The organism is Clostridium sp. YIM B02551 (assembly GCF_022324735.1).
Lineage (GTDB): Bacteria > Bacillota > Clostridia > Clostridiales > Clostridiaceae > Clostridium_T > Clostridium_T paridis.
This window is the reverse complement of sequence record NZ_JAKGTF010000001.1, coordinates 295,397-317,420: the sequence shown is the minus strand read 5'-3', so window position 1 is coordinate 317,420 and position 22,024 is coordinate 295,397. Positions and strand designations below refer to the sequence as shown.

Here is a 22,024-nt window from a genome sequence, read left to right as displayed (position 1 = left end):
TTTTTCACTATTTTCTATAATCCTTTCTGATGAATGGCTCTTCAATACTTTCAGAAATAAGTAATTTGTATTTCTGCGGATGGCGATATGCATTACCATGTACTTCATGACTTCTATACTCTCTGATTTCATCTATAGGAAAGTCAGCTATACAAATCCCCTCTTTTTCATCAGCTTCAATAATAAGCGTATCTCTTGAACTAAAATCTGAAGGCCTGTACGCAATTCCATCAAATGCAGAAGAATGTCCATTGCAGTCAGGTTTGCCTTTTGGATAATTTACTGTTGCAATACCAACCATATTTTCATATGCTCTTGCTCGCAGTTGTGAAATGCGGTTAATCTCCATAGGACAAGCGTTTGGTACTAAAATAATCTCAGCGCCTTTTAGCATAAGAATTCTCGCACTTTCTGGGAATTCCCTGTCGTAGCAAATCATTGCACCTATTTTTACATTGCCTTGCTCAGTATCTAAATCAGCAACGTAAAAATCATCGCCTGCAGTTAGTCTACATTCTTCGCCAAAATCGCAAGTATGTACTTTTGCATAGGTAAGTATCTTGTTGCCAAAACGATCAAATAGGCATAACGTGTTTCTTGGTAATGGATCGTACTTTTCAAGAATGGTAATTCCAATAGCCATATTAAGTTCTTTTGCAAGTTCACCAAATGAATTAACAAAATCACTATTAGCAGATACAGCGTTTCCTTTCAATTCATCAATATCTTCAGGGATTTCATAGCCGATGCTCCACATTTCTGGAAACAATGCAATATCTGCACCCATTTCCTTGGATTTTCTGCAATACATCAATCCTTTCTGCATATTGCCCTCCAAAGTATCTTCTGGAATAAGCTGCAATAAAGCTACTTTCAGATTTTTCATAGTAAAAGCCCCCTTTTAAATTACTAGTTGTATCTTACCAAAATCAATTATTTTTCTATTATAACATATTTTGTAAAAGTAATATTATATATGATATGTGTTTACATAAATAAAAAAGGCCTTAACCAATTGATATCAATGGTTAAGGCAAAAAGCTTCTGTTATTTATAAATTCAATGTTTATTTTATGGTTGAACACGTATCTTTTTATTAAATATCTCATCTAACTGCATTATTTCTTTTTTTGCACTAACAGCATGGTTTCCTAGTAAAACATCAATGGTAAAATCACTGCTTAGCATCTTTCTATACATATTGATAATATCCTTTTCTGACATTTCTCCTAATGACTTTGTTTCTGGTGGGATTACTGGAATTCCCGCCTGAGCTATCATATGTATATTTTGTTTTAATTCTGTGGCAATGTTTAGTAAAGTGTTTTCACTTTTTGCTGTCTCTATATCCATCATACCTGTATTGGTATAAAAGTGTTTTATAACTATAGCAGTTGCAGTATGGGAAATATGGAACGCTGTTATGTTTTTTTGTATTTCATAATGTAAATTTGAAGCTTCAAAAATTTGAGCAAGTTCTTTCACTCTTTCGGTAACTTGACCACTTATTTCACCAAAAATAGTTCCTTGATGCTTCTCAGAACCAAATTGTGCATACAGAATACCATCTTTCATATCACCACCTGCGCCAGGGAATCCTGGAAGCAATCTGTCACCTACTATTTCAAGCCAACGGTCGTATCCCATGGTATTGGTTAAGGTGATAATAGTTTTACTATGATTATTCTTAATTGAGTTCAGTGCAGATTCAGCCTGATCGTAACGTACAGGAACAAAGATGAAATCATAAATATCATCATCTTCCAATTTTTCAATTGTATTAATTGACATACACTCTATCTTTCCATTGTCATTATATCGTAATCCATCCTTTTTTAGCTCCTCTAGTCTCTTTCCTCTCGCTAGTAGTGTGACATCCATTCCAGACTGAGCAAATCTAAGTGCATATATACTTCCAACCACACCTGCTCCAAATATCAAATTTTTTTTTTGCTTTGTATTCATATCATCATTCCTTCCTAAGAATTGTTCACATGTTGTTTAGGCAACACCTGTATGATATTATATTAGTACCCCACTATTATGATTACAACCAGCAGAATAAGTGAAAAGTAGCTTAAGCAACAAATTTTGATATTTGATGTTTTGGAAAGGAAATATACATGGTAAATCAAGAAGATCCAAGAGTTTTACGTACACGACAATTAATAAGGGAAGCTTTTAGCATTTTATTACAAAAAAAAGGATTTGATGCAATTACAATAAAAGATATTGCAGAGAAAGCTTCTATTAACCGCGCTACCTTTTATGCACATTATGAAGATAAATATGCTTTATTAGAAGAAATTACAGAACAGGCTTTTTATGAGATGATTCCTGAAGAAGTTAAGTATGCTCAGGAATTTACGAATGAAATATGTAACAAATTAATCTTATTGACTCACAATTACATTGTAACTTTTTATAAGATATGCGGGTGGAATTCCAAATCCATTGCTACGCTTGTTGACAATAAGATAAAAAATATGCTTGAGCAAACTATAGAAGATATATTTTTGAAAGGAAATACTTTCAGTGTAAAAGACAACCTAAATATAAAAATTCTATCAGCCATGACATGCTCAGCTATCTATAGTGCTACTTATTCTTGGTTTGTGTCTGGTGAAAATAATAAAATCAATTTACTTGTAGATATTGTCCGTCCCTATGTAATGAAAGGTCTAGATTTATATCGTAATAGAGATGTATAACTATCTTATATCTTTTTCATCTAGTATTTATAACAATACATTAAACTTAATAAAAAATTACTACAGAGAAAGTTTCCCTGTAGTAATTTTTTTCTATATATAAAACACAAAGTTCTTAATTTGTTCATCATCAGTGGTGACATTTTGTAAAGAATTATTTTTTAAAGTAATCCCCTTGTTCGAGATCTTCGATCAATGTAGGATGCACCGGCTTCCAGTTCAAAAGTTCTTGAGTCTGCGCACTTGACCTTGGCATGTCAAAGGCTGCAATAGGACCTAGAAAACCAAAGTGAGCCACTGCCTCTTCTTGCGTAATACTGACTACGGGTAAGTTTAGATGGTGACCAATTACACTGGCAATATCACAGAACGGTATACCCTCATCTCCAACCCCATCCAGCTTTGATCCTGCTGGGGCTGATTCCAATGCCAAACGAAAAAGTCGTGCAGCATCTTTACGATGTACTGCTGGCCAGCGGTTGGACCCGTCGCCAATATATGCAGAGAAACCTTTTGCTCTTGCAATATTGATTAATTGTGGAACAAATCCCTTATCGCCATCCCCATGCACAGATGGTGAAAGAGACACAACCGATGCCCTAACACCACGCTTTGCAAGCTCCAAAGTGGCATTATCTGATGCTGTACCATTTGCATGAGCTGTGGTCAAAAATGGCTTTCCAGTACCCTCAAGTACTTCCCCTATCGCCTCAATTGCTTTTAAATCTGTGGCAAGTGAACCTGCAAAATCTGAGAAATCGTGCTTAAATGCTAAATGAATAACGCCATCTGCAATTGCAGCTCCACTGCGTAGGCTATCTAAATCATCAAGTGAACCTTGATGCACTTCGGCACCAGCTTCCTTTAATTTTAATGCACCTTTCTCTGAACGTGTTAATCCAATGACTTTATGTCCAGCATTTATAAGTTCCCTAACAACCTCAGAACCTATATAACCTGTTGCTCCTGTTACAAAAATACGCATAGTAAAATCCTCCTTTAAAATTGATTTATAATTTTTTATTAATCATATCCTCTAGTGTTATGTCTGGGTGATGATACCGACCACGGTTTTGTGTTTTATTCTTAATATTGATGGCTTGTTTAGGACACCACTGAACACAAGCAACACACTGCTCGCAATGATGTAAAAATATTGGCTTGCCGTCTTGCATTTTTATATTTTCTACAGGACAAACCTTACTGCAGGTTGCGCAGCTGTTACAAGCTTCGCTTACATTGAACGCTTTATCCCTTTTTGCTAACCACTTTATAAAAGGCCCATGAAGTAGTATCATTGGATTATTTTTAGAAGGTGGGCTTACAGCTAGACATTGAATGTCCTTAATAACTTGCTTTGTGGCCTGAGTTTGTGACTTTGCTTTAATATCTGCATTGCTTCCCATGGCGTACAAACCAATGTAATTAGAAAAGCACCTAACTGTTTCACCGTAGCTCAGTTTGCCACCCTTGCCATCAATGATTTTGCTGATATTTGTCAAACCACCAGCACTCCCGCTTCCGCTTGTGCAAACAGCAAAAATAAAGCTATTTTTATTCTCTAAAAGGTCAAGTGCTTTTACAAACCTCTCAACCACACCCGGCAAACCACCACCATAAACAGGATACACAAAGCCAATTCGCTCATATGTACCGCTTAACTTGTGCGATTTCCCCATTGAAATTAACTCACAGTCTTCAATTGCAGCTGCGATATCTTTTGCCACTTTTAGACTGTTACCAGTACCTGAAAAATAGAATATGATATTCTTTGACATTTCACATCCCCCTGAGGTATTTATTATTCTTCAAATCTGCATTCGTGTCATCTCCTGACACAATAATTGTCTTAACCTAAATATTATCTAGCAAATTTACAGTATCAAGCAGTGGCCTTTTATATCGGTTGTTACTAGTTACATTATTTATTATTTGTAACCTATGATATTAATATTATCACACCGCATTACAAATTACAATATATAAAATATGTAACTTTAAATAAATTTTATAAAAGAATATTGTACCCTCTTTCAGTTTGACAAGGTTATTGTAAAGTATGAGAGAAGTCTGGAACTATAAATAAAGCCCTCAACAATCCTATTAGGAAAGTCAAGGGCTAAAAATAATCTATTTATTAGGGTTTTTAAGTCCTCTTATCAGAAGATTTATAACAGATTCTATGTTTTGTTTTCTATTATGAGCTTCGAATGAGTTTGGATGGATAAAAGCACTAGTTGCATGATATACTGCTATTGAAGCTTGATGAGGAAACTCTTCAAAAAATATCCCCTCTGCAATTCCTTGTACTATAATCTCTGTAATACAATTTATCCCATCTGCTATACTTTTTTCTATTACATCCATTGAACTTTGGGCAAGTTTAAGATAATTAGCAAACATTTCTGGATCATTAATGCTACTTCTACGTTTCGCTTCCGCAAAGTCCTCAAGCAAACGAGAAAGTTTAATATCTGCAGGATTATCTTCTCTTAAAATATCCTTTGAAGAAGCATGCAAATTTGAAAGCCATCGTTCTGTAACAGCTTTCCAAAGGTCAGTTTTTCCATTATAATATCTATAAAGAGCTGCATGGCTAACTTTTAATGATTTTGCTACGTCAGAAATATTCGCTTTGTCTGGTCCAAAACGGCGAATAACTTCTTCTGCTGCATTGAGTATTATTTCTTTATCTAACGAAATCTTTTCCAAATTTATCACCTCTTTGATTTTACAATTATATCACTGTCAGTTTCAAGTTTCAAGTTACATCAATTGTAACTATGAGGCCAACACGATTCTTTTAATCCGTCATTCATCTTTAATTAGATTATTATACCTTCAAAATGATCCATTTCATGTTGAATTATTTGTGCTGTAAATCCAGTAAATACTTGCTTTTGCTTCTTAAAATTTCTATCAAGATATTCAACTTCTATCATTTCATACCTCGTTGTTTTTCTAATACCAATTAAAGATAAACAACTCTCTTCTGTTTCATAAAGCTTTTCTTTCTTTAATATAACTGGATTTATCATAGGTACAATAAGGCTTCCTACTGCAAATACCAATATACGCTTTTTTACTCCAATCATATTACCTGCTAATCCAACACAATTTTCTAAGTTTGCTCTTAATGTATCTATTAAATCATCAACTACTACTATATCATCTTTAGTTGCCTCTTCTGATTTTTGTCCTAAAAACAATATATCTTTTACGATTGGTTTTATCATAATTTATACCTCTTTCTTACATCTCAATTCTAATAGTCCCACTGATTTTCCTTCATATCAACATGATTCTCATCTTTAAATGATACACCTTCTTCTAAAAGTAGAAATCGTTGTTCCATCCACCCTGGTGCTAACCTTCCAGCATGATTTACCACACGATGACACGGATATTTCCCATAAAATTCAGACTGGCTAAGAACCTTCCCGACAAGTCGTGCATTTTTATCTCTGCCAATAAGGCTAGCAATTTGTCCATATGTCGCTACTTTCCCTACTGGGATTTCTTCCACAACTGAAAGTATTTCATAAATTAATTGTTCATTCATAACCTTTTTCATATATTCACCTGTGATACAAATCTTTACTTTGAGATATTGTGATATCTTTGTACCGTATTTTAATATTTAATCTTCTATTTTGGTGATATAATACTAACAAAAAATAAACAGTGTGTCAAAATAAGCAAATTGATCGTGTCCATTTTGAACGATATCATAAAAGATTCAATCTATTTTGGAGTTTTTCCTTTACCTAAAACAATTAAAAACCCTCGATTATCTACCGAGAGTTTCTTTTAAAATCTTCAATAAATGTATTTTATTTTGTTCCTGCCATAACATGATTAACAAAGAAATTAATTATATTTAAAGCAGTATCTTTCAAATTAGGATACTCTCTTTTAATTAAGGTTTTAACCTCTTTAGCTGATGTATCTAGTGGTAATGTGTTTTCTCCTACTACTCTATTTCCTATGGCTATATGCCCAGATGCATAATCTCCAATTGCTATATCTGATGCCATGGCCGCTGCCCCTACAGCATATTTTCCAATAGCTAGTGCCCCAAATGAAAATACTCCTATTGAAATTGCACCAATTGAAATAATCCCTAATGATATAGTTCCTACAGCTAGTAATAATCCAATTGAGAAAAGTGCTAAGCTAATTAATCCAATTGATAAGAAACCACAACTTAAAAAACCAAAAGAGACAAATCCTAATGATAGTATTCCATAAGATATGTTTCCTACCGCAACTATTCCTTTTGCCTTTTTAAATCCTCTTCCTATATTGATATGAACTAGTGGTAAGCCAAATAATAATCTCTTACTTTTATATTCATATTCCAGTGAACTTTTATTAATATTAATAATTACCTGTGACTTTTTATTATCTATTTTTTCCGGTTCTTTCTTTTCTTGGCTATAGGTTTCATCACTTTGTATAATATCAAAGTCATCACCATCTTTAACTAAACTATCTATGGTTACATTGTAAAGATCAGCTATAGTTATTAGTTTCTTTAAATCTGGTGTTGCTTGTCCTGACTCCCATTTTGAAATTGCTTGCCTTGATATTCCTAACCTTTCTGCAAGTTCTTCTTGAGATAGTCTATTCTTATTTCTTAAGAACTGTAGTTTTTCAGATAAGTTCATTCTCTTCACCTCAATAGAATTATATAAAATTTACCTTTTTCACGCTACCAACTGGCAATTTCTTTTTGTAAACTGATGGTTGCACCCTAGTATTCATGAGGTTTTATTAAGGTTTAATTTTAAAATAATTTTTTAGTATTTACTTACTATATTTATCAGTAATATCTATATTATCTTTATCATATAGTTTAATTTGTTTCACCTTTTTATCTTGCTTTTGAATAATCATAAAGCAATTGTCTTTTTCTATAAAATATTCCTTCATAATTTCATCACCAGTACCATCTTCATAAGTTATAACTGCTTTGTAAATTTCATTACTTTCGTCCTTACCATATATAACTGTGTACTTACTCTCTCCTAATTTTAAATAATCTGTAGCTATAAACTGTTTTAGAGGTAATTCTCCACTAAAATTTGTTACTACCTTATACCTATTTAAAAATACTTTTTCTATTGCAATTATACCAATTCTCTCATTGCTTCCGTATAAATAAACTCTGTAACTGCCAAAATCATGTGATGTAATGTAATCTATATTTTTCATTGGATATAAAGAAGTCCTATCATATTTCAATATTTTAGCTTTAATAGCTTTATCTGAACCTCCAACAGTATAAATATTGGTTAATGTACTAGCTAAAATAACACAAATTAAAATTGGAGCTATTAACAAAGATACTGAAGAATATATTTTTCTTAGATCATTTTTAGAATAATACTCTATACCTTTACTTCTTTTCAGCTTTCGCTTTAATATTATATAGGAGTTTATAAACCTTACTAAGATACATGATAATAAAATAATAATTAGGATTATATTTATTGCTCCCTGGCTAGCCTTTTGTAGAAATGATATACTAAAAAGCAAATCATATTCAATTCCATAAACTATTAAAAATAATAATAACCATTTGCGAAGAAATGTAATTTGTTCCGTTGGTTCATTATAAATATTCGGCTCATTCTTATAACTAGCTGCGTCACCAACATATCTAAAATATTTGAAAAATCTTATTTTATATATAAATTCCCATCCACTTTCACTAAACAAATCGTAGTATTCTTCAACATCACTAATATTTTTATTGAAATCAATTTTATATATGGTATCAGTACATGGTCCTTTTATAAATGTATAAACTCCTAAGTAATTTACCTTCTCAAAAAACCAACCTTTATTAGCCATTTCTCTAAGCCAATTCTCTTCTTTCTCTAAATCAAAAATGTAGAATAATTTAAATACTTTTTTAGTTGTCCTCAAAATTAACACTCCTTAGCATTTTTTTGGACTCTATAACTAAAGTCTCTAACCTTTTAAACTCTAACTTAACTACTTCTCTTCCTAATTCAGTTAGAATGTAATTCTTTTTTCTGTCTGCCACTAATGAAGTATCCATAGCCTGAATTAGATTATCCTTTGCTAATTTTGATAGTGCACCATATAATGTACCTGGTGCAAGTACTATTCTTGAGTTCGTCATTTTCTCTACATTTTGCATTATTCCATAACCATGAAGTGGATTCCATAATGATGTAAGAATTAGATAAGTTGTTTCTGTTAATGGTAGAAAGCTCTCTGCAGTCTTTTTCATAAATACACCACCAAATCTATATCGTACTTCTATATATCGCTTCTCTATATATCGTATGTCTATATATTACTCCATATATTTACAAATGTAAATATATGCTAAAAAAAATTATGGCACTCAAAATTTTGATTGCCATAATCTCCATAATTACTAACTATTCATATATTAATTCTATGCACAATGATAACATAACTGAACTACACCTGAAGAAAACTTCTTAGTACTAACAAGCTTGAGACCTATTCTCTTCTTTATATCATTAAACAGAGGTTTACCCTCTCCTAAAATGACAGGATGGATAGATAATCTATATTCATCAACAAGCCCTAGACTTAAAAAAGTTGTTATAAGACTTGCTCCTCCATAAAGCCAAATATCTTTACCTGGTTCACTTTTTATTTGCTTTACTTCTTCTGCAATGTTACAACTTATTAGATTGGCCCCTGGATACTCTTTGGTAGCAGTTTTAGAAAACACATATTTCTTCTTACTATGAACTAACTTCCATACTTCTTTTTCAGCATCTGATATTCCACCTTCAGGAACATACTGTCCCCATAATTCATAGCTTTTACGTCCATATAAAATTGTATCAATATTATTTAAAAAATCAGTAAATCCCATATCATTGTCCATGATACACCAATCAACTTCACCATTTGGTCCCTCGATAAATCCATCTAATGTCACTGCTAAATCTAAAATTATTCTTCTACTATTTCCAGTATCCATTATAATATTCAGCCTCCTCTTCAATATACTTCCCTATGAATAGTATCTATAGATATATACTAAATTATTATTTCTATCTAATTTTTTGTTAATCTATTATACCATAAGTTAATATTACTAATAGCTATTTAAAATCTATGAATATAAAAAGCTCTCCCCTCGGATTATTTCGAGGTTCGTATTGTTTTAAAAAGAGACCATTGCATTTGCAACAGCCTCTTTTAGCATAATATTTATACATTTTTAGATATAAATTATTTCTACTCCTGAAAACTTGATATCGCCAACTACAGTTAAAGTACTTGTAGTTATTTTATCATTTTTATTCTTTTCACTAAGTGAGCCTAGGAAACCACTAGTTTTATCCTCTACATTCCAAGTTTTTGGTACATATAATTCAACTCCTGAAAAAGAAGCATCAATTCTAACTACTGCATTACCGTTACGTATAGTTGCGTTATCAAAATACACCTTCAAAGATCCAAAAGAACAGTTAAAATCAGCTTGTTCGAAATTATCTGAGTTTATATATTTTATAGTAGAATTAAATGAACTTCCATATTTAACATGGCTTTCATCTTCTACTTCAATTTTTTCAAACTTATAATCATCCCAATGATGCTTATCGTGAATCCATCCAGCACGTTTATGAAAAATCATAGAAAGACCAACACTTCCTAGTAATGCTGCAAATAGTACAGTCCATGGAGTAATACTTGTAATTCCCAATTGGTCATCATATATTATGCTGATAAACGCTAATGGAAATAAAATACCTGGAAAATTCATGCGAGTTAAGCTTTTAATAATAATTACTACTAAAAATACTGTTAATAATAAACTAAATACATTTATATCAGGAAAGTATCCTAGCTTACTTACAATTAAAAAAACTCCGCATAGTATAAATACTAATCCCCAAAAAATTCTTTCTCTTTTCATATCATTTCCTCTTTTCTAATAATTTAATTTTTAATGGTTTGTAGTAATATCTTGAAACATATACCTGCTTATGCGTATTTTGAAATTCAACCTTACTTGATGATGATATACTGCGTGTTATGGAGTAAATATGATTTGTATTCAGAATTGTGGATTTTGAAACTCTCATAAAATATCCAGGTAAGAATTCTTCAAGTTCATAAAGTTTATATTTCACATTGTATATATTGTCAACTGTATGTGCACAAATCCAGCTTTCTTCAGTTTCGAAGAATAAAATTTCATCCAAAGAAAGATAGTATTCTGTATCTCCTTTATAGAAAGTTATATTCTTATTTTGTGACAATATATCGTTAAGTGAAACTTGAATATTCTTAACTTCATCATTTAGTTCACTACATCTAATGATAACTTCATTTTCTTCAATTTTATTATCTACTTCGATTCGTATCTTCATATTTTCACTCCCCACATTTTTTATTATATGGACTGTTTTCCCCCTTGTAAATATAACTTAAGCAAGTGGTTAGTTATTGCTTGTAAGTGGTATGCTTTTTATACAGATATTGCACAAATAGTTCTTTTACTTGACTATGACGTAAAGTTATAGTGTATTCTATATATAACTATAAATAAGTAAAGGACCTTTTAAAATGAAAAAACAATTTTTTATTATTAAAGATATAGTACAAATAACAGGAGTCACTGCTAGAACATTACATTATTATGATGAGATAGATTTATTGAAACCAACTCGCTTACTAGACAATGGTTATCGGGCTTATAGCAGAGAAGATTTAGAAAAACTTCAAACCATTTTATTTTTCAGAGAAATGGATCTACCTTTAAAAGAAATAGCTGATATTATGAAACTATCAAAACTAGAACAACAAGAAATGTTAAAAGTACATTATCAAACGTTACTGTCTAAACAGAAACGATTAGGTAAAATAATTTCTGCCTTAGAGGATTATGTATCAGGAAAAGATGTATTTAACTTGAATGTATTTAATAACTCATCTATTTTTCCGCTAGAAGAGCAATATAATCGTGAAGCCAAAATAGTATATGGTGAAACCGAGAAATATAAAGAATTTGAGGGTAACCTAGAAAAACTATCTGATGATGAAAGAATAAAAGTATCTAATGATTTCGCGAACAATATAGAAACGGTGTATAAGAAAATAGCAAAACTTATTCATAAATCTCCCGCTTCTTATGATGTTCAAAATTTAATTATAAAATGGAAAAGTTACATGGAACAGTTTATGACTTGCGATACTGAAATTTTAAAATGTATTGCTCACAACTATAAATACGATAATAGATTTAAAAGTTACTTTAATCAATTTAGTGATGAAGATTTGAGTGATTTCATTTATAGGGCAATTATGTATTACTGTGAAAAATAAAGAACTTACTATTTAAAGTAAGTTCTTTCTCTTTTAAGCATCAAAATAGCCAGATGACTTCATAATTTCATCTCCATCTATTATTGTAGCCTTTTCTATTGAAACTCCAGTTTTTCTTAAGTATGACTGTACTGCGTGATATCCCACAGCATATCCTCCACAGAATGGCATGTCAAAATCCTTAGTTTCAGGCATCATTGGATGCTTTCCAAATATATATTTACGCACTTCCATAAATCCTTTAACATCAAGTGCTTTTGAAGTTATTCTTCTTGCTTTCTCTAAATCAGCACCTTGTAGACCAGTTACCCAAGGACCAATAAACTCTTCACCATATAAACTAGCTGCAAAGCTTTCAGCCAATCCTTCAACTGCAAGGTACTTTCCAACTGTTACATCACTCATAAAGTTCCATTTTGCATTATAGAAAAGCACGTTATGATGAAATTCATGAGCTATGCATGCATTTAGCTTTGGTAGATTCTTTTCATTAGGATCAATTATTATTTGTATATAACCAGGTATAGACCCCATACCTGTATATCCTTCCACCATAGCTAAAAATTCTGGATTTCCTAAAAAGATTCCTACTATAACTTTCTCAGGTAATGGTATAGATGCTTTTTCAAAGCGATCTACTGCTGTTTCCATGGCTTTTCTTGCATTATTCCATGCATCTGCTTTTTCAAGCCTTTCTAACATTTCTATCATCTTTGAGTCACGGCCAGATATCTCTATACATCCCATTGCCTCAGGTGTCTTTGGCATATGCATTATTTCAAACATAGGATTAAAAGGTTCTACTAGTTCTCTACTAAAGAACTCCCTTCTCTCTACTTCTGGCAAACTAAGCATTTCTTTATATAAACTTAAAGTATCCTGTATAATTATTTCCATTAAAATCATCTCCTTATAATTCATTTAAAACTGTGATATCACTTATTACAATTTCGATTATAAAGTATGACGTCACGTGAAGGTCAACAAGAAAATTAATTTATTTTATTCCTTAAGGAAAATCAAATAAGTTATATGGAGCATATTTTTCTTTACCTATTCTTAATCCTAGTTCATATAAAACAATCTTATTTCCATAAATAGAAATCTTAATCGTATATTTATTATCTAAATTTTCTTCAACCTTTTGAAATTCCTGTTAAATCTCCTATCATATTGATTCCCTCCAAATTGCATCACATGTAACGTTATACTATATGGTAATAACTAAAACTTTATTGATATTTTTTAGATACTAAGAATATATTTGAAATAGATTTAACGTTTAACCAACTTTATATTAATACTTCCCATTGAATTTCAAAGGAGGTGATATTTATTATAAAATATTAAATTCATGAAAAAGTTTATTATGTAATGGAGGTAAATTTATGAGAAAAAGTTATAAAAAATATACAACTTTTATTCTTGTGTTAGCATTTATGCTGACTCAAGTTATTGCTTTTGCTCCCATTGTACATGCAGCAGATACTGCTAACTTGGCCCTTAATAAAACTATTACTGCCAGCAGCGTACAACAGAACTACGTTGCAACAAATGCCAACGATGGTAACGTTAACACTTACTGGGAAGGTGCTCCTGGTACGTATCCCAATACCCTTACAGTTGATCTAGGAAGCGCACAATCGATTAATAAAGTGGTATTGAAACTAAACCCAACATGGGGTGTTAGGACACAAACCTTCTCATTACTTTCAAGTACAAATAATTCTTCCTACTCAACTCTTGTAGCCTCAAACACCTATACATTCAATCCTTCAAGTGGTAACACTGTAATAATCACCTTCACTGAAACAAGTGCAAGGTATGTACGCTTGAACTTCACTGCAAATAGCGGAGCTACAGGAGGACAGGTTGCAGAATTTGAAGCTTATGGCAATACTACTTCTTCAGGAACTCCTGATCTCGTAGTTACAGATATTTCATGGAATCCAGCAAGTCCATTAACAGGAAATGCAGTTACTTTCAGCGCAACTATAAAAAATCAAGGCACAGGTTCAACCCCTGCTGGCGTAATAAATGGAGTAAGTTTCTTTGTTGACGACACACAAGTATCATGGTCTGATAATAATTCAAGTTCCATAGCTCCTGGTGCATCTATAACTGTAACAGCTTGCGGTGGGCCATCTGGTGCTTCCACTTGGACTGCTTCATCAGGAAGCCATAATATAACTGCATGGGTTGATGATGTTAATAGAATGTCTGAATCAAATGAAGATAATAACAAATATTCAGAAAGTCTTTCAGTTACTAATTCACCAATGGCTGATCTTGTAGTAACAAACTTGACATGCACTCCTACTTCTCCATCAATTGGGGATACTGTAAACTTTACAGCTACTATTAAAAATCAAGGCAACGCTGCAGGCGCACCTGGAATTGTTTCCTTCAAAGTTGACGGAACACAAGTATCTGCAAGTGCAAATGATACAGATTCCTTAGCAGTTGGTGCTACTAAAACTGTCACAGGAACTTGGAGTGCATCTGGTGTTGGAAGCCATTCTGTAACTGCAACTGTTGATAATTCAAATATAACTATAGAGGGAAATGAAGCTAATAATACCTATAACTTAAACTTATCAGTTAGCCCCAAATCCGGTATTGATCTTGTTGTAACTGATATTTCTTGGTCCCCTTCCTATGTTATTGCTGGAAGCCCAGTAACCTTCAGTGCAACAGTTAAGAATCAAGGTACAATCGCAGGAGCTGCTGGAGTTGTTTCTTTTAAAGTTGACGGCACTCAAGTTGTTGCCTCCTCAAACAGCACTGCTTCAATAACTGCAGGCTCTACTCTTACCTTAACTGCAACTGGTACATGGGCTGCAACAAGTGGAACACATTCAATAAGTGCTACTGTTGATAACAATAATACAACCACAGAGACAGATGAAACAAATAACACTTATAATGTAACCATGTCAGTAGGAAATGGTGATCGTGGAGCTACAGTACCTTATACAAGATATGAATCTGAAGATGCTACAATCGGCGGAGGTGCTCTATTAAAATCTGCACCAACTTTTGATTATTCACTAACAGCTTCAGAAGCATCAAATCAAAAATATGTAGAACTTCCTTCAAATGGTTCCTATGTTCAATGGACAGTTAGTAAAGGTGGCACTGGTGTTAACATGCGATTTACTATGCCTGATTCATCTGATGGAATGGGACTTAAGGGTTCTCTTGACTGCTATGTAAATGGTTCTAAGGTTCAAACAATAGACCTTACCTCTTACTACAGTTATCAATACTTCCAAGGGGATCAACCTGGCGATGCTCCAAATGGGGGCCAAGTTGCTTTCCGATTTGACGAAAAACACTGGTTGCTTACTTCACCACTTAAGGCTAGTGATGTACTCAAAATCCAAAAATCAGGAGATAGCTTGGTATACGGTGTTGACTTTGTAGAAGTTGAATCAGTTCCATCAGCTATTTCTCAACCTGCTAACTCATTGTCTGTAACCTCCTATGGAGCAACTGCAAATGACGGCACAGATGATCTTGCAGCTTTCAATGCTTGCGTAAGTGCAGCCACTTCCCAAGGAAAAACTGTATATATTCCTGCAGGTACATTTAACTTAAATAATATGTGGGTAATTGGATCAGTATCTAGTCCTCTTTCAAGCATGACAATTACTGGAGCTGGTATGTGGTATACAAATATACAGTTCACTAATTCAAATTCAGCTAGCGGTGGTATATCTCTAAGAATGGCTGCTACTGGTAAATTAGATTTTAGTAATGTATATATAAATTCAAATCTTAGATCACGTTATGGGCAAAATGCAATATACAAATGCTTCATGGATAACTTCGGCACAAATTCTAAAATTCATGATTTCTGGGAAGAACACTTTGAGTGTGGTTTCTGGGTAGGAGATTACGCTCATACACCAGCTATTCCTGCTGATGGACTTGTTATTGAAAATGGTCGTATAAGAAATAACTTGGCTGATGGCGTAAACTTCTGTCAAGGAACTAAGAATTCCACAGTAAGAAACTGCAGCGTAAGAAATAATGGTGATGACGGACTTGCTATGTGGCCTGATTCAACTATGGGCGCACCTATGGAAGTAAACAACTCCTTCCTATATAACACAATAGAAAACAATTGGCGTGCTGCAGCTATAGCTATATTCGGTGGTTCTGGACATCAAGCAAGATATAACTATATTAAAGACAGCTTTATGGGTTCAGGTATCCGATTAAATACTGTATTCCCAGGATATCATTTCGAGAACAACACAGGAATCACTTTCTCAGACACCACCATAATAAATTGTGGTACAAGTAAAGATTGCTACAACGGTGAGCGTGGTGCAATTGATTTAGAGGCTTCAAATACTGGCATAAAAAATATCACTTTCGAGAATATCGACATCATTAACACCCAAAGAGATGCAATACAATTTGGATACAGCGGAGGTTTTAGTGGTATCTTATTTAAGAATGTAACCATTGATGGTACAGGTAAAGATGGAATATCAACTTCAAGATTCTCTTCACCACATTTAGGCACAGCTATTTATACCTATACGAGCAATGGGTCTGCTACTTTCACTAATCTTGTTACCAGAAATATTGCTGCAAATCCTCCTTATCTAATTATGAATGGCTTTACTGCAACATTTAACTAATTATTAGTATAAAAACAAAAAACTAATAAGCCTGCCACCTTGGCAGGCTTATGTACTTAATTTCTTTAAGATGTCATTAATTTGTGGATGATATAATCTGCAGTACGTATTGATAAAGAAACTGTTGTTAATGTAGGATTTGCAGCGCCAATAGAAGGATATACACTATTGTCAGCAACATATATATTAGGAATTTCATGTAATTGTCCATAACGGTTAGTTACTGATGTAGATGGATCATTTCCCATTCGACAGGTTCCCACTTCATGATAATCATCTCCTGGTACAAATAAACATATCTTGGAGTTACTTATGCTTGTATATCTCCCTATACCCTTTATTATATTATTTATCCCATTTAGCATTTGTCCGATAACATCCATGTCCTTTTCACCATAAGAAAATTCAACTTTTATTTCTGGTACTCCATATTCATCTACTTTATTTAAATCTAAGGATATATTGTTTTCAAATCTTGGCTCAACAATACCTAATCCTTCAATTCCAATTCCAATCTCATTTAGTAATGGTCTATTTTCATATGGTTGATACCACAAATGTCGTTCAAGATCTGGGCCGTAAAGCGTAACTTGATAAGGACGTTCATTTGTTCCAGGCACCAAAAGATCAAGTGTCCCTAATACCTCTCCAAAATCACTTCTATTCACATTCAATGTTGCTAAAATTTTCGAGTGATTTGCCAAGTAATGCCCTACAGGACTACCTTTAATTCCAGAATGTAAAAGAAGACGAGGAGTTTCCCAAATACCAGCTGATAAAACTATATTTTTTGCTTTAATAAAATAAGATTCTTTATCGGGAGACATAACTTCAATACCCTTAGCTTTATTGTCTTTTTTATGAATTCTTACTGCTCGTGCATTAACAGCTAAATCAAATTTATGTTTATATAATGCCCTTGCAAATAACAGAATAGAACTAAATAAAGCATTTGAGTGTACTTGCCCGTATTTTGTTTGTGAAAGATCCGCTGCCACCGGTATTTTCATAGAATCTGGGAAGCCACTTGTTCTTAGAATTTCAAGCATTGTTGAAGATAATTTAGAATCTTGTGTATATCCATTTGAAATACTCATTATTTCTTCTGCAATATTGTAATATGGGATCAAGTCCTTGTAAGATATAGGCCAATCAATCATTTCACTTGGATTTAATCTTGGGGTATTTCCTGACCAAAACAATGTTCTACCTCCAAGTGCAAATATTTCATTTGCTCCTGGAAATTCGGGTTGAAATTTTCCAAGTCTGTAACCTACGTTGTAATAATAATCTCTTCCACTTGCTGCATTTAATGTTGGAACATTTAAATAATTAGTTGGTATGAGTAAATCGCCTCTCTCGATTATACCTATTCGTACACCTTTTTCCATTAATCTTTCGCACAATCTCCATAATACAGCTCCACCACCAGCTCCTGTACCTACAATTATAACGTCATATTCTTTTTCTGACATTTCTTTTAATGGAGTTAACGGAATCCAGTGATTTTGATCAGTTGAGGGCATCATGGGATTACAGACAGGGAGTATATTATTAGTTTTTTGTCCAAAATAAGTAAACATCCTATTATTAAGCCCTTTCAGTGCTATATTACTAATTATATGTGTTGAATTTCAAAGTGTTTATAATTTAATAAAAGTTTTATTTAAGAATGTACCTATTGATGGTGTTACAAGAAATATTGCTGCAAATCCACCTTATCTAATTATGAATGGTTTCGTAACTACATTTAACTAATTATTCTAAATCTATGAACAAGCAAAACCCCTAGACATTTATGTCCAGGGGTTTATTCGTCTGCTTTTATATCTTTTTAACAAATTCAGACTTTAGTTGCATAGCACCAAAACCATCAATTTTACAATCAATATTATGATCTCCATCAACTAGACGTATATTTTTTACCTTTGTTCCCATTTTTATAGCTGATGAACTTCCTTTAACTTTTAGATCTTTAATTACCGTTACAGAATCACCATCACTTAGGATATTTCCATTAGAATCTTTCACAACATTTTTATCTTCACTATTTTCAGTTTCTATTTCTAAATTCCATTCATGTCCACACTCTGGGCAAATAAACAGACCTCTATCTTCATAAGTATATTCTGAATTACATTTTGGGCAACTTGGTACATTACTCATACATTCATTCCTCCTATGTTTGTTACATAAAGCATATAATTTTTTACATGCTTAAATATACTAACATAGTTTTCATATATTTACAAACATTCAATCTGCATAATTTATGGCATTTTCCCTAAGTTCATAGGTTTTAGTGCTTCTTCAATTTCTGATATATTTTTACCTATACTACTCTCTACCGCCACAGTTATAGCACCTTCCACTATAGGACAATCTACTATTTTAATTTTCTCTGCTATACTTTCATCCACACACTCTATTGCCATTTCAGCATTCATAAATGCACTACCTAAATCAAATATAATAATAACACCATCTTCAGAATAAACATTTTCTATAGCGCTAATAATCTTTTCAACGTCTGTTCCTATTCTTCCATCAGAAGTACCACCAGCTATAGCTATTGGTACATTAGGTGCCATTTGTTCTGCTAATTCTTTTACGCCTTTTGCTATATTTTCGCTGTGCGAAGTTATTACAATTCCTACCATGTATACTCTCCTTTTTATAATTTATTTAAGCATCCTTCTTACTTAAATGCTTCATATATAGTTTCTAATATTATTGCAGCGGAAGTAGCTCCAGCATCTTGATGACCTATACTTCTTTCGCCTAAATAGCTAGCTCTTCCTTTCTTTGCTATAATATCTTTAGTATGTTCTACTCCTCTATATGCTGCTTCTTTAGTTAACCTTAATATTTCTTTTGACTCAAAGCCCTTTGCTATTCCATCTTTTATAGCTTCCAACGCTGGTTCTATTGCATCTATCATTGTTTTATCTCCAGCTTGACCTTTTCCTCTCATTTTTATTCCTTCAAGGGCATCAATTAACATTTTCTCAAAATCATTAATATCTATTTCAGATTTGCCATTGATGCTTAAAGCAGCTTTCATAAATGCAGTTCCATATAGTGGACCTGAAGCCCCTCCAACATTAGAAACCAATGCCATTCCTGTCTTTTTTAAAATTCCTGCTATGTCACTTCCATCATCATCTTTTAGTTTCTCTAATACTGCTTTAAAACCCTTACTCATATTTAGTCCATGATCACCATCGCCTATAGTTGCGTCTAATTCTGAAAGATATGCCTTATTTTCGTCCATTTTTACACTTATATCTTTTAATATTTCTATAACATTTCTACCTTTTATGCTCATATTACATTCCTCCATTTATATATTAATTAATGAATTTTAGATGAAGTAATATACTTCACCTAAAATTTATCAAACTATAACTATATTACTTTAAATGCAGGTGTATCTGCTGGTGCATCTAACAGTTCCTTTAACTCACTATCAAGCTTTAATACAGTTATGGAGAAGCCAGCCATTTCAAGTGATGTCATGAATTCACCTACAAAAGTTCTGTGTATTTTAACGCCTTTTTCTTCTAACATTTCACTAACTTTTTTGTTTACTATATATAATTCCATAAGAGGAGTTGATGCTAGTCCATTTACCATTACTGCAACTTCTTCCCCATTAGTTAGTGGCATATCTTCTAAAATTTTATTTAGTAAATGTTCAGAAATTTCATCTGCAGTTTTAATTTCTTCTCTATGAGTTCCTGGTTCCCCATGGATGCCCATACCTATTTCTATTTCCTTGTCTCCCAAAGTGAAGTTTGGTTTACCTGCTGCTGGTACTGTACATGAAGATATAGCCATTCCCATACTTCTTACGTTATCAATTACTTTTTCTGCAACTTTTGTAACTTCCTCTAAAGAAGCTCCTGTTTCTGCTTTAGCTCCTGCAATTTTGTGTATAAATACTGTTCCTGCAATTCCTCTTCTTCCAGCTGTATAAGTACTATTTTCTACAGCAACATCATCATTTACTACTACTGCTCTAACTTCAATTCCTTCCATGTCAGCCATATCTTTAGCCATTTCGAAGTTCATTATATCTCCGCTATAATTTTTGATTACAAGCAAAACCCCTTTTCCTGAATCAGTTGCTTTTATAGCTTCATATACTTGATCTGGGGTTGGCGATGTAAAAACAGCTCCAGCAACTGCAGCATCAAGCATACCTTTTCCTACATAGCCTCCATGTGCTGGCTCATGTCCGCTTCCGCCACCACTTACTAACGCAACTTTTCCTTCTACTGGAGAATTAGCTCTCACTAAAACATCTGCATTTTCAAGCTTTTTAATATACTCTGGATGTGCTTTTACCATGCCTTTTAACATATCCTCTACAACTAAATCTGGGTTATTAATTATTTTTTTCATAAATTTCTTCCTCCCATTTTTTATATTTGATATAATAGCTTTGTATATATTTAATAATTTTTATTTTTAGCAAATAATATTACTTTAGCTCAATGTATTATTTGCTATTTTTTATGGTGTTCTCTATTCTCTATTAACCATAAAATATAGTTTTAGTCTTAAAATATCATGTTAAATATTACAGCTCCTACTACGCCCCCTAGTATTGGTCCCAAAACTGGAATCCAAGCATATCCCCAATCTGAATTCCCTTTATTTTTTATAGGAACTATTGCATGTACAATTCTTGGTGCTAAATCTCTAGCTGGATTTATTGCATAACCAGTCGTTCCTCCAAGGCAAAGCCCTATAGCCCAGATTAAAATTCCTATAGCGAAGACTCCCATTCCATCTGCCATCTTTTGTGATGTTATTCCTAGTATTCCAAAAACTAATACAGCTGTTCCTAGTAATTCACTTAGAAAGTTAAATAAATTACTTCTTATTGCTGCTCCTGTTGAAAATGCTGCTAGAATAAGTCCTGGATCTTCTGTTTCTTCAAAATGCTTATAATAATGAATCCATACAAGTATTGCACCTATAAACGCTCCTATAAATTGAGCTGCTAAATAACTTGGTACTTCTGCCCATGGGAACTTCCCTATTATAGCAAGTCCTACAGTAACTGCAGGGTTAAGATGTGCACCACTTACGCTTCCAACAATATATGCTGGAATAACCACTGCAAATGCCCATCCTGTCGCAATTACAATCCATCCTGAATTCTCCCCTTTTGATTTTTTTAAAACTACATTGGCTACAACTCCATCTCCTAATAATACTAATAATAGAGTTCCAACAAGCTCTGCCAAAAAGTGTGTCATAAAATTTCCTCCTTTAAATTATGAAATTTATTTTTTT

23 protein-coding genes are annotated in these 22,024 nt (G+C 32.9%); 3 read left to right on the top strand and 20 right to left on the bottom strand.

Features of this window, described 5'->3' with window-relative positions:
* Positions 1-7 precede the first annotated feature (7 nt).
* Both L1S47_RS01660 and L1S47_RS01655 read right to left on the bottom strand, forming a co-directional pair.
* Positions 8-886, bottom strand: coding sequence for a carbon-nitrogen hydrolase family protein (locus L1S47_RS01660; protein WP_275297758.1), 879 nt, complete (start codon positions 884-886; stop codon positions 8-10).
* Between the two features lie 185 nt (positions 887-1,071).
* On the bottom strand, positions 1,072-1,965 hold the full coding sequence (locus L1S47_RS01655) for a ketopantoate reductase family protein (protein WP_238881750.1): 894 nt from the start codon (positions 1,963-1,965) through the stop codon (positions 1,072-1,074).
* Between the two features lie 158 nt (positions 1,966-2,123).
* On the opposite strand from L1S47_RS01655, the gene L1S47_RS01650 reads away from it, so the two are divergent.
* The gene (locus tag L1S47_RS01650) at positions 2,124-2,711 is read left to right on the top strand and encodes a TetR/AcrR family transcriptional regulator (protein ID WP_238881749.1); all 588 of its coding nucleotides are present in this window, start codon (positions 2,124-2,126) and stop codon (positions 2,709-2,711) included.
* A 154-nt stretch (positions 2,712-2,865) separates the two neighbouring features.
* Here the strand turns inward: L1S47_RS01650 and L1S47_RS01645 are convergent, their stop codons facing one another.
* The 11 genes from L1S47_RS01645 to L1S47_RS01595 form a co-directional block, all read right to left on the bottom strand.
* Positions 2,866-3,696 carry an SDR family oxidoreductase gene (locus L1S47_RS01645; protein WP_238881748.1) on the bottom strand — a complete coding sequence of 277 codons (831 nt, stop codon included), beginning with the start codon at positions 3,694-3,696 and terminating at the stop codon, positions 2,866-2,868.
* Positions 3,697-3,721: 25 nt separating this feature from the next.
* Positions 3,722-4,489, bottom strand: coding sequence for an EFR1 family ferrodoxin (locus tag L1S47_RS01640; RefSeq protein ID WP_238881747.1), 768 nt, complete (start codon positions 4,487-4,489; stop codon positions 3,722-3,724).
* Between the two features lie 352 nt (positions 4,490-4,841).
* Positions 4,842-5,423: a TetR family transcriptional regulator gene (locus tag L1S47_RS01635; protein WP_238881746.1), complete on the bottom strand. Its 582-nt coding sequence runs from the start codon at positions 5,421-5,423 to the stop codon at positions 4,842-4,844.
* A gap of 113 nt (positions 5,424-5,536) precedes the next feature.
* Positions 5,537-5,947, bottom strand: coding sequence for a peptide deformylase (locus L1S47_RS01630; RefSeq protein WP_238881745.1), 411 nt, complete (start codon positions 5,945-5,947; stop codon positions 5,537-5,539).
* 29 nt (positions 5,948-5,976) lie between these two features.
* Positions 5,977-6,285: an MGMT family protein gene (locus L1S47_RS01625; protein ID WP_238881744.1), complete on the bottom strand. Its 309-nt coding sequence runs from the start codon at positions 6,283-6,285 to the stop codon at positions 5,977-5,979.
* A 259-nt stretch (positions 6,286-6,544) separates the two neighbouring features.
* Positions 6,545-7,381 carry a helix-turn-helix domain-containing protein gene (locus tag L1S47_RS01620; protein ID WP_238881743.1) on the bottom strand — a complete coding sequence of 279 codons (837 nt, stop codon included), beginning with the start codon at positions 7,379-7,381 and terminating at the stop codon, positions 6,545-6,547.
* Positions 7,382-7,520: 139 nt separating this feature from the next.
* Positions 7,521-8,645 carry a DUF2812 domain-containing protein gene (locus tag L1S47_RS01615; protein ID WP_238881742.1) on the bottom strand — a complete coding sequence of 375 codons (1,125 nt, stop codon included), beginning with the start codon at positions 8,643-8,645 and terminating at the stop codon, positions 7,521-7,523.
* A complete protein-coding gene (locus tag L1S47_RS01610) occupies positions 8,632-8,976 on the bottom strand; it encodes a PadR family transcriptional regulator (RefSeq protein WP_238881741.1) in 345 nt (114 codons plus the stop codon). Before L1S47_RS01610 ends, L1S47_RS01615 begins: the two co-directional genes overlap by 14 nt.
* A gap of 171 nt (positions 8,977-9,147) precedes the next feature.
* A complete protein-coding gene (locus L1S47_RS01605; protein WP_238881740.1) occupies positions 9,148-9,708 on the bottom strand; it encodes a dihydrofolate reductase family protein in 561 nt (186 codons plus the stop codon).
* 243 nt (positions 9,709-9,951) lie between these two features.
* Entirely contained in the window at positions 9,952-10,650 is a 699-nt protein-coding gene (locus L1S47_RS01600; RefSeq protein ID WP_202767230.1) for a hypothetical protein, read from the bottom strand.
* A gap of 1 nt (position 10,651) precedes the next feature.
* Positions 10,652-11,107, bottom strand: a complete 456-nt coding sequence (locus tag L1S47_RS01595; RefSeq protein ID WP_238881739.1) for a LytTR family DNA-binding domain-containing protein — start codon at positions 11,105-11,107, stop codon at positions 10,652-10,654.
* Between the two features lie 196 nt (positions 11,108-11,303).
* Here L1S47_RS01595 and L1S47_RS01590 point away from each other — a divergent pair, with 196 nt between their 5' ends.
* A complete protein-coding gene (locus L1S47_RS01590; protein WP_238881738.1) occupies positions 11,304-12,062 on the top strand; it encodes a MerR family transcriptional regulator in 759 nt (252 codons plus the stop codon).
* 33 nt (positions 12,063-12,095) lie between these two features.
* On the opposite strand, the gene L1S47_RS01585 is transcribed toward L1S47_RS01590, so the two are convergent.
* The gene (locus L1S47_RS01585; RefSeq protein WP_238881737.1) at positions 12,096-12,959 is read right to left on the bottom strand and encodes a DUF2268 domain-containing protein; all 864 of its coding nucleotides are present in this window, start codon (positions 12,957-12,959) and stop codon (positions 12,096-12,098) included.
* A 491-nt stretch (positions 12,960-13,450) separates the two neighbouring features.
* On the opposite strand from L1S47_RS01585, the gene L1S47_RS01580 reads away from it, so the two are divergent.
* Positions 13,451-16,717: a CARDB domain-containing protein gene (locus tag L1S47_RS01580; protein WP_238881736.1), complete on the top strand. Its 3,267-nt coding sequence runs from the start codon at positions 13,451-13,453 to the stop codon at positions 16,715-16,717.
* 65 nt (positions 16,718-16,782) lie between these two features.
* Here L1S47_RS01580 and L1S47_RS01575 read toward each other — a convergent pair whose 3' ends face one another.
* The 6 genes from L1S47_RS01575 to L1S47_RS01550 form a co-directional block, all read right to left on the bottom strand.
* Entirely contained in the window at positions 16,783-18,246 is a 1,464-nt protein-coding gene (locus L1S47_RS01575) for a GMC oxidoreductase (protein ID WP_238881735.1), read from the bottom strand.
* A gap of 295 nt (positions 18,247-18,541) precedes the next feature.
* Positions 18,542-18,883, bottom strand: coding sequence for a zinc ribbon domain-containing protein YjdM (locus L1S47_RS01570; RefSeq protein ID WP_238881734.1), 342 nt, complete (start codon positions 18,881-18,883; stop codon positions 18,542-18,544).
* A gap of 104 nt (positions 18,884-18,987) precedes the next feature.
* Entirely contained in the window at positions 18,988-19,377 is a 390-nt protein-coding gene (gene dhaM, locus L1S47_RS01565; protein ID WP_238881733.1) for a dihydroxyacetone kinase phosphoryl donor subunit DhaM, read from the bottom strand.
* Between the two features lie 38 nt (positions 19,378-19,415).
* The gene (gene dhaL, locus L1S47_RS01560) at positions 19,416-20,045 is read right to left on the bottom strand and encodes a dihydroxyacetone kinase subunit DhaL (RefSeq protein ID WP_238881732.1); all 630 of its coding nucleotides are present in this window, start codon (positions 20,043-20,045) and stop codon (positions 19,416-19,418) included.
* A gap of 80 nt (positions 20,046-20,125) precedes the next feature.
* A complete protein-coding gene (gene dhaK, locus L1S47_RS01555; RefSeq protein WP_238881731.1) occupies positions 20,126-21,124 on the bottom strand; it encodes a dihydroxyacetone kinase subunit DhaK in 999 nt (332 codons plus the stop codon).
* A gap of 158 nt (positions 21,125-21,282) precedes the next feature.
* Positions 21,283-21,987 (bottom strand): MIP/aquaporin family protein, encoded by a 705-nt coding sequence (locus tag L1S47_RS01550; RefSeq protein ID WP_238881730.1) that lies wholly within the window; start codon positions 21,985-21,987, stop codon positions 21,283-21,285.
* Positions 21,988-22,024 lie beyond the last annotated feature (37 nt).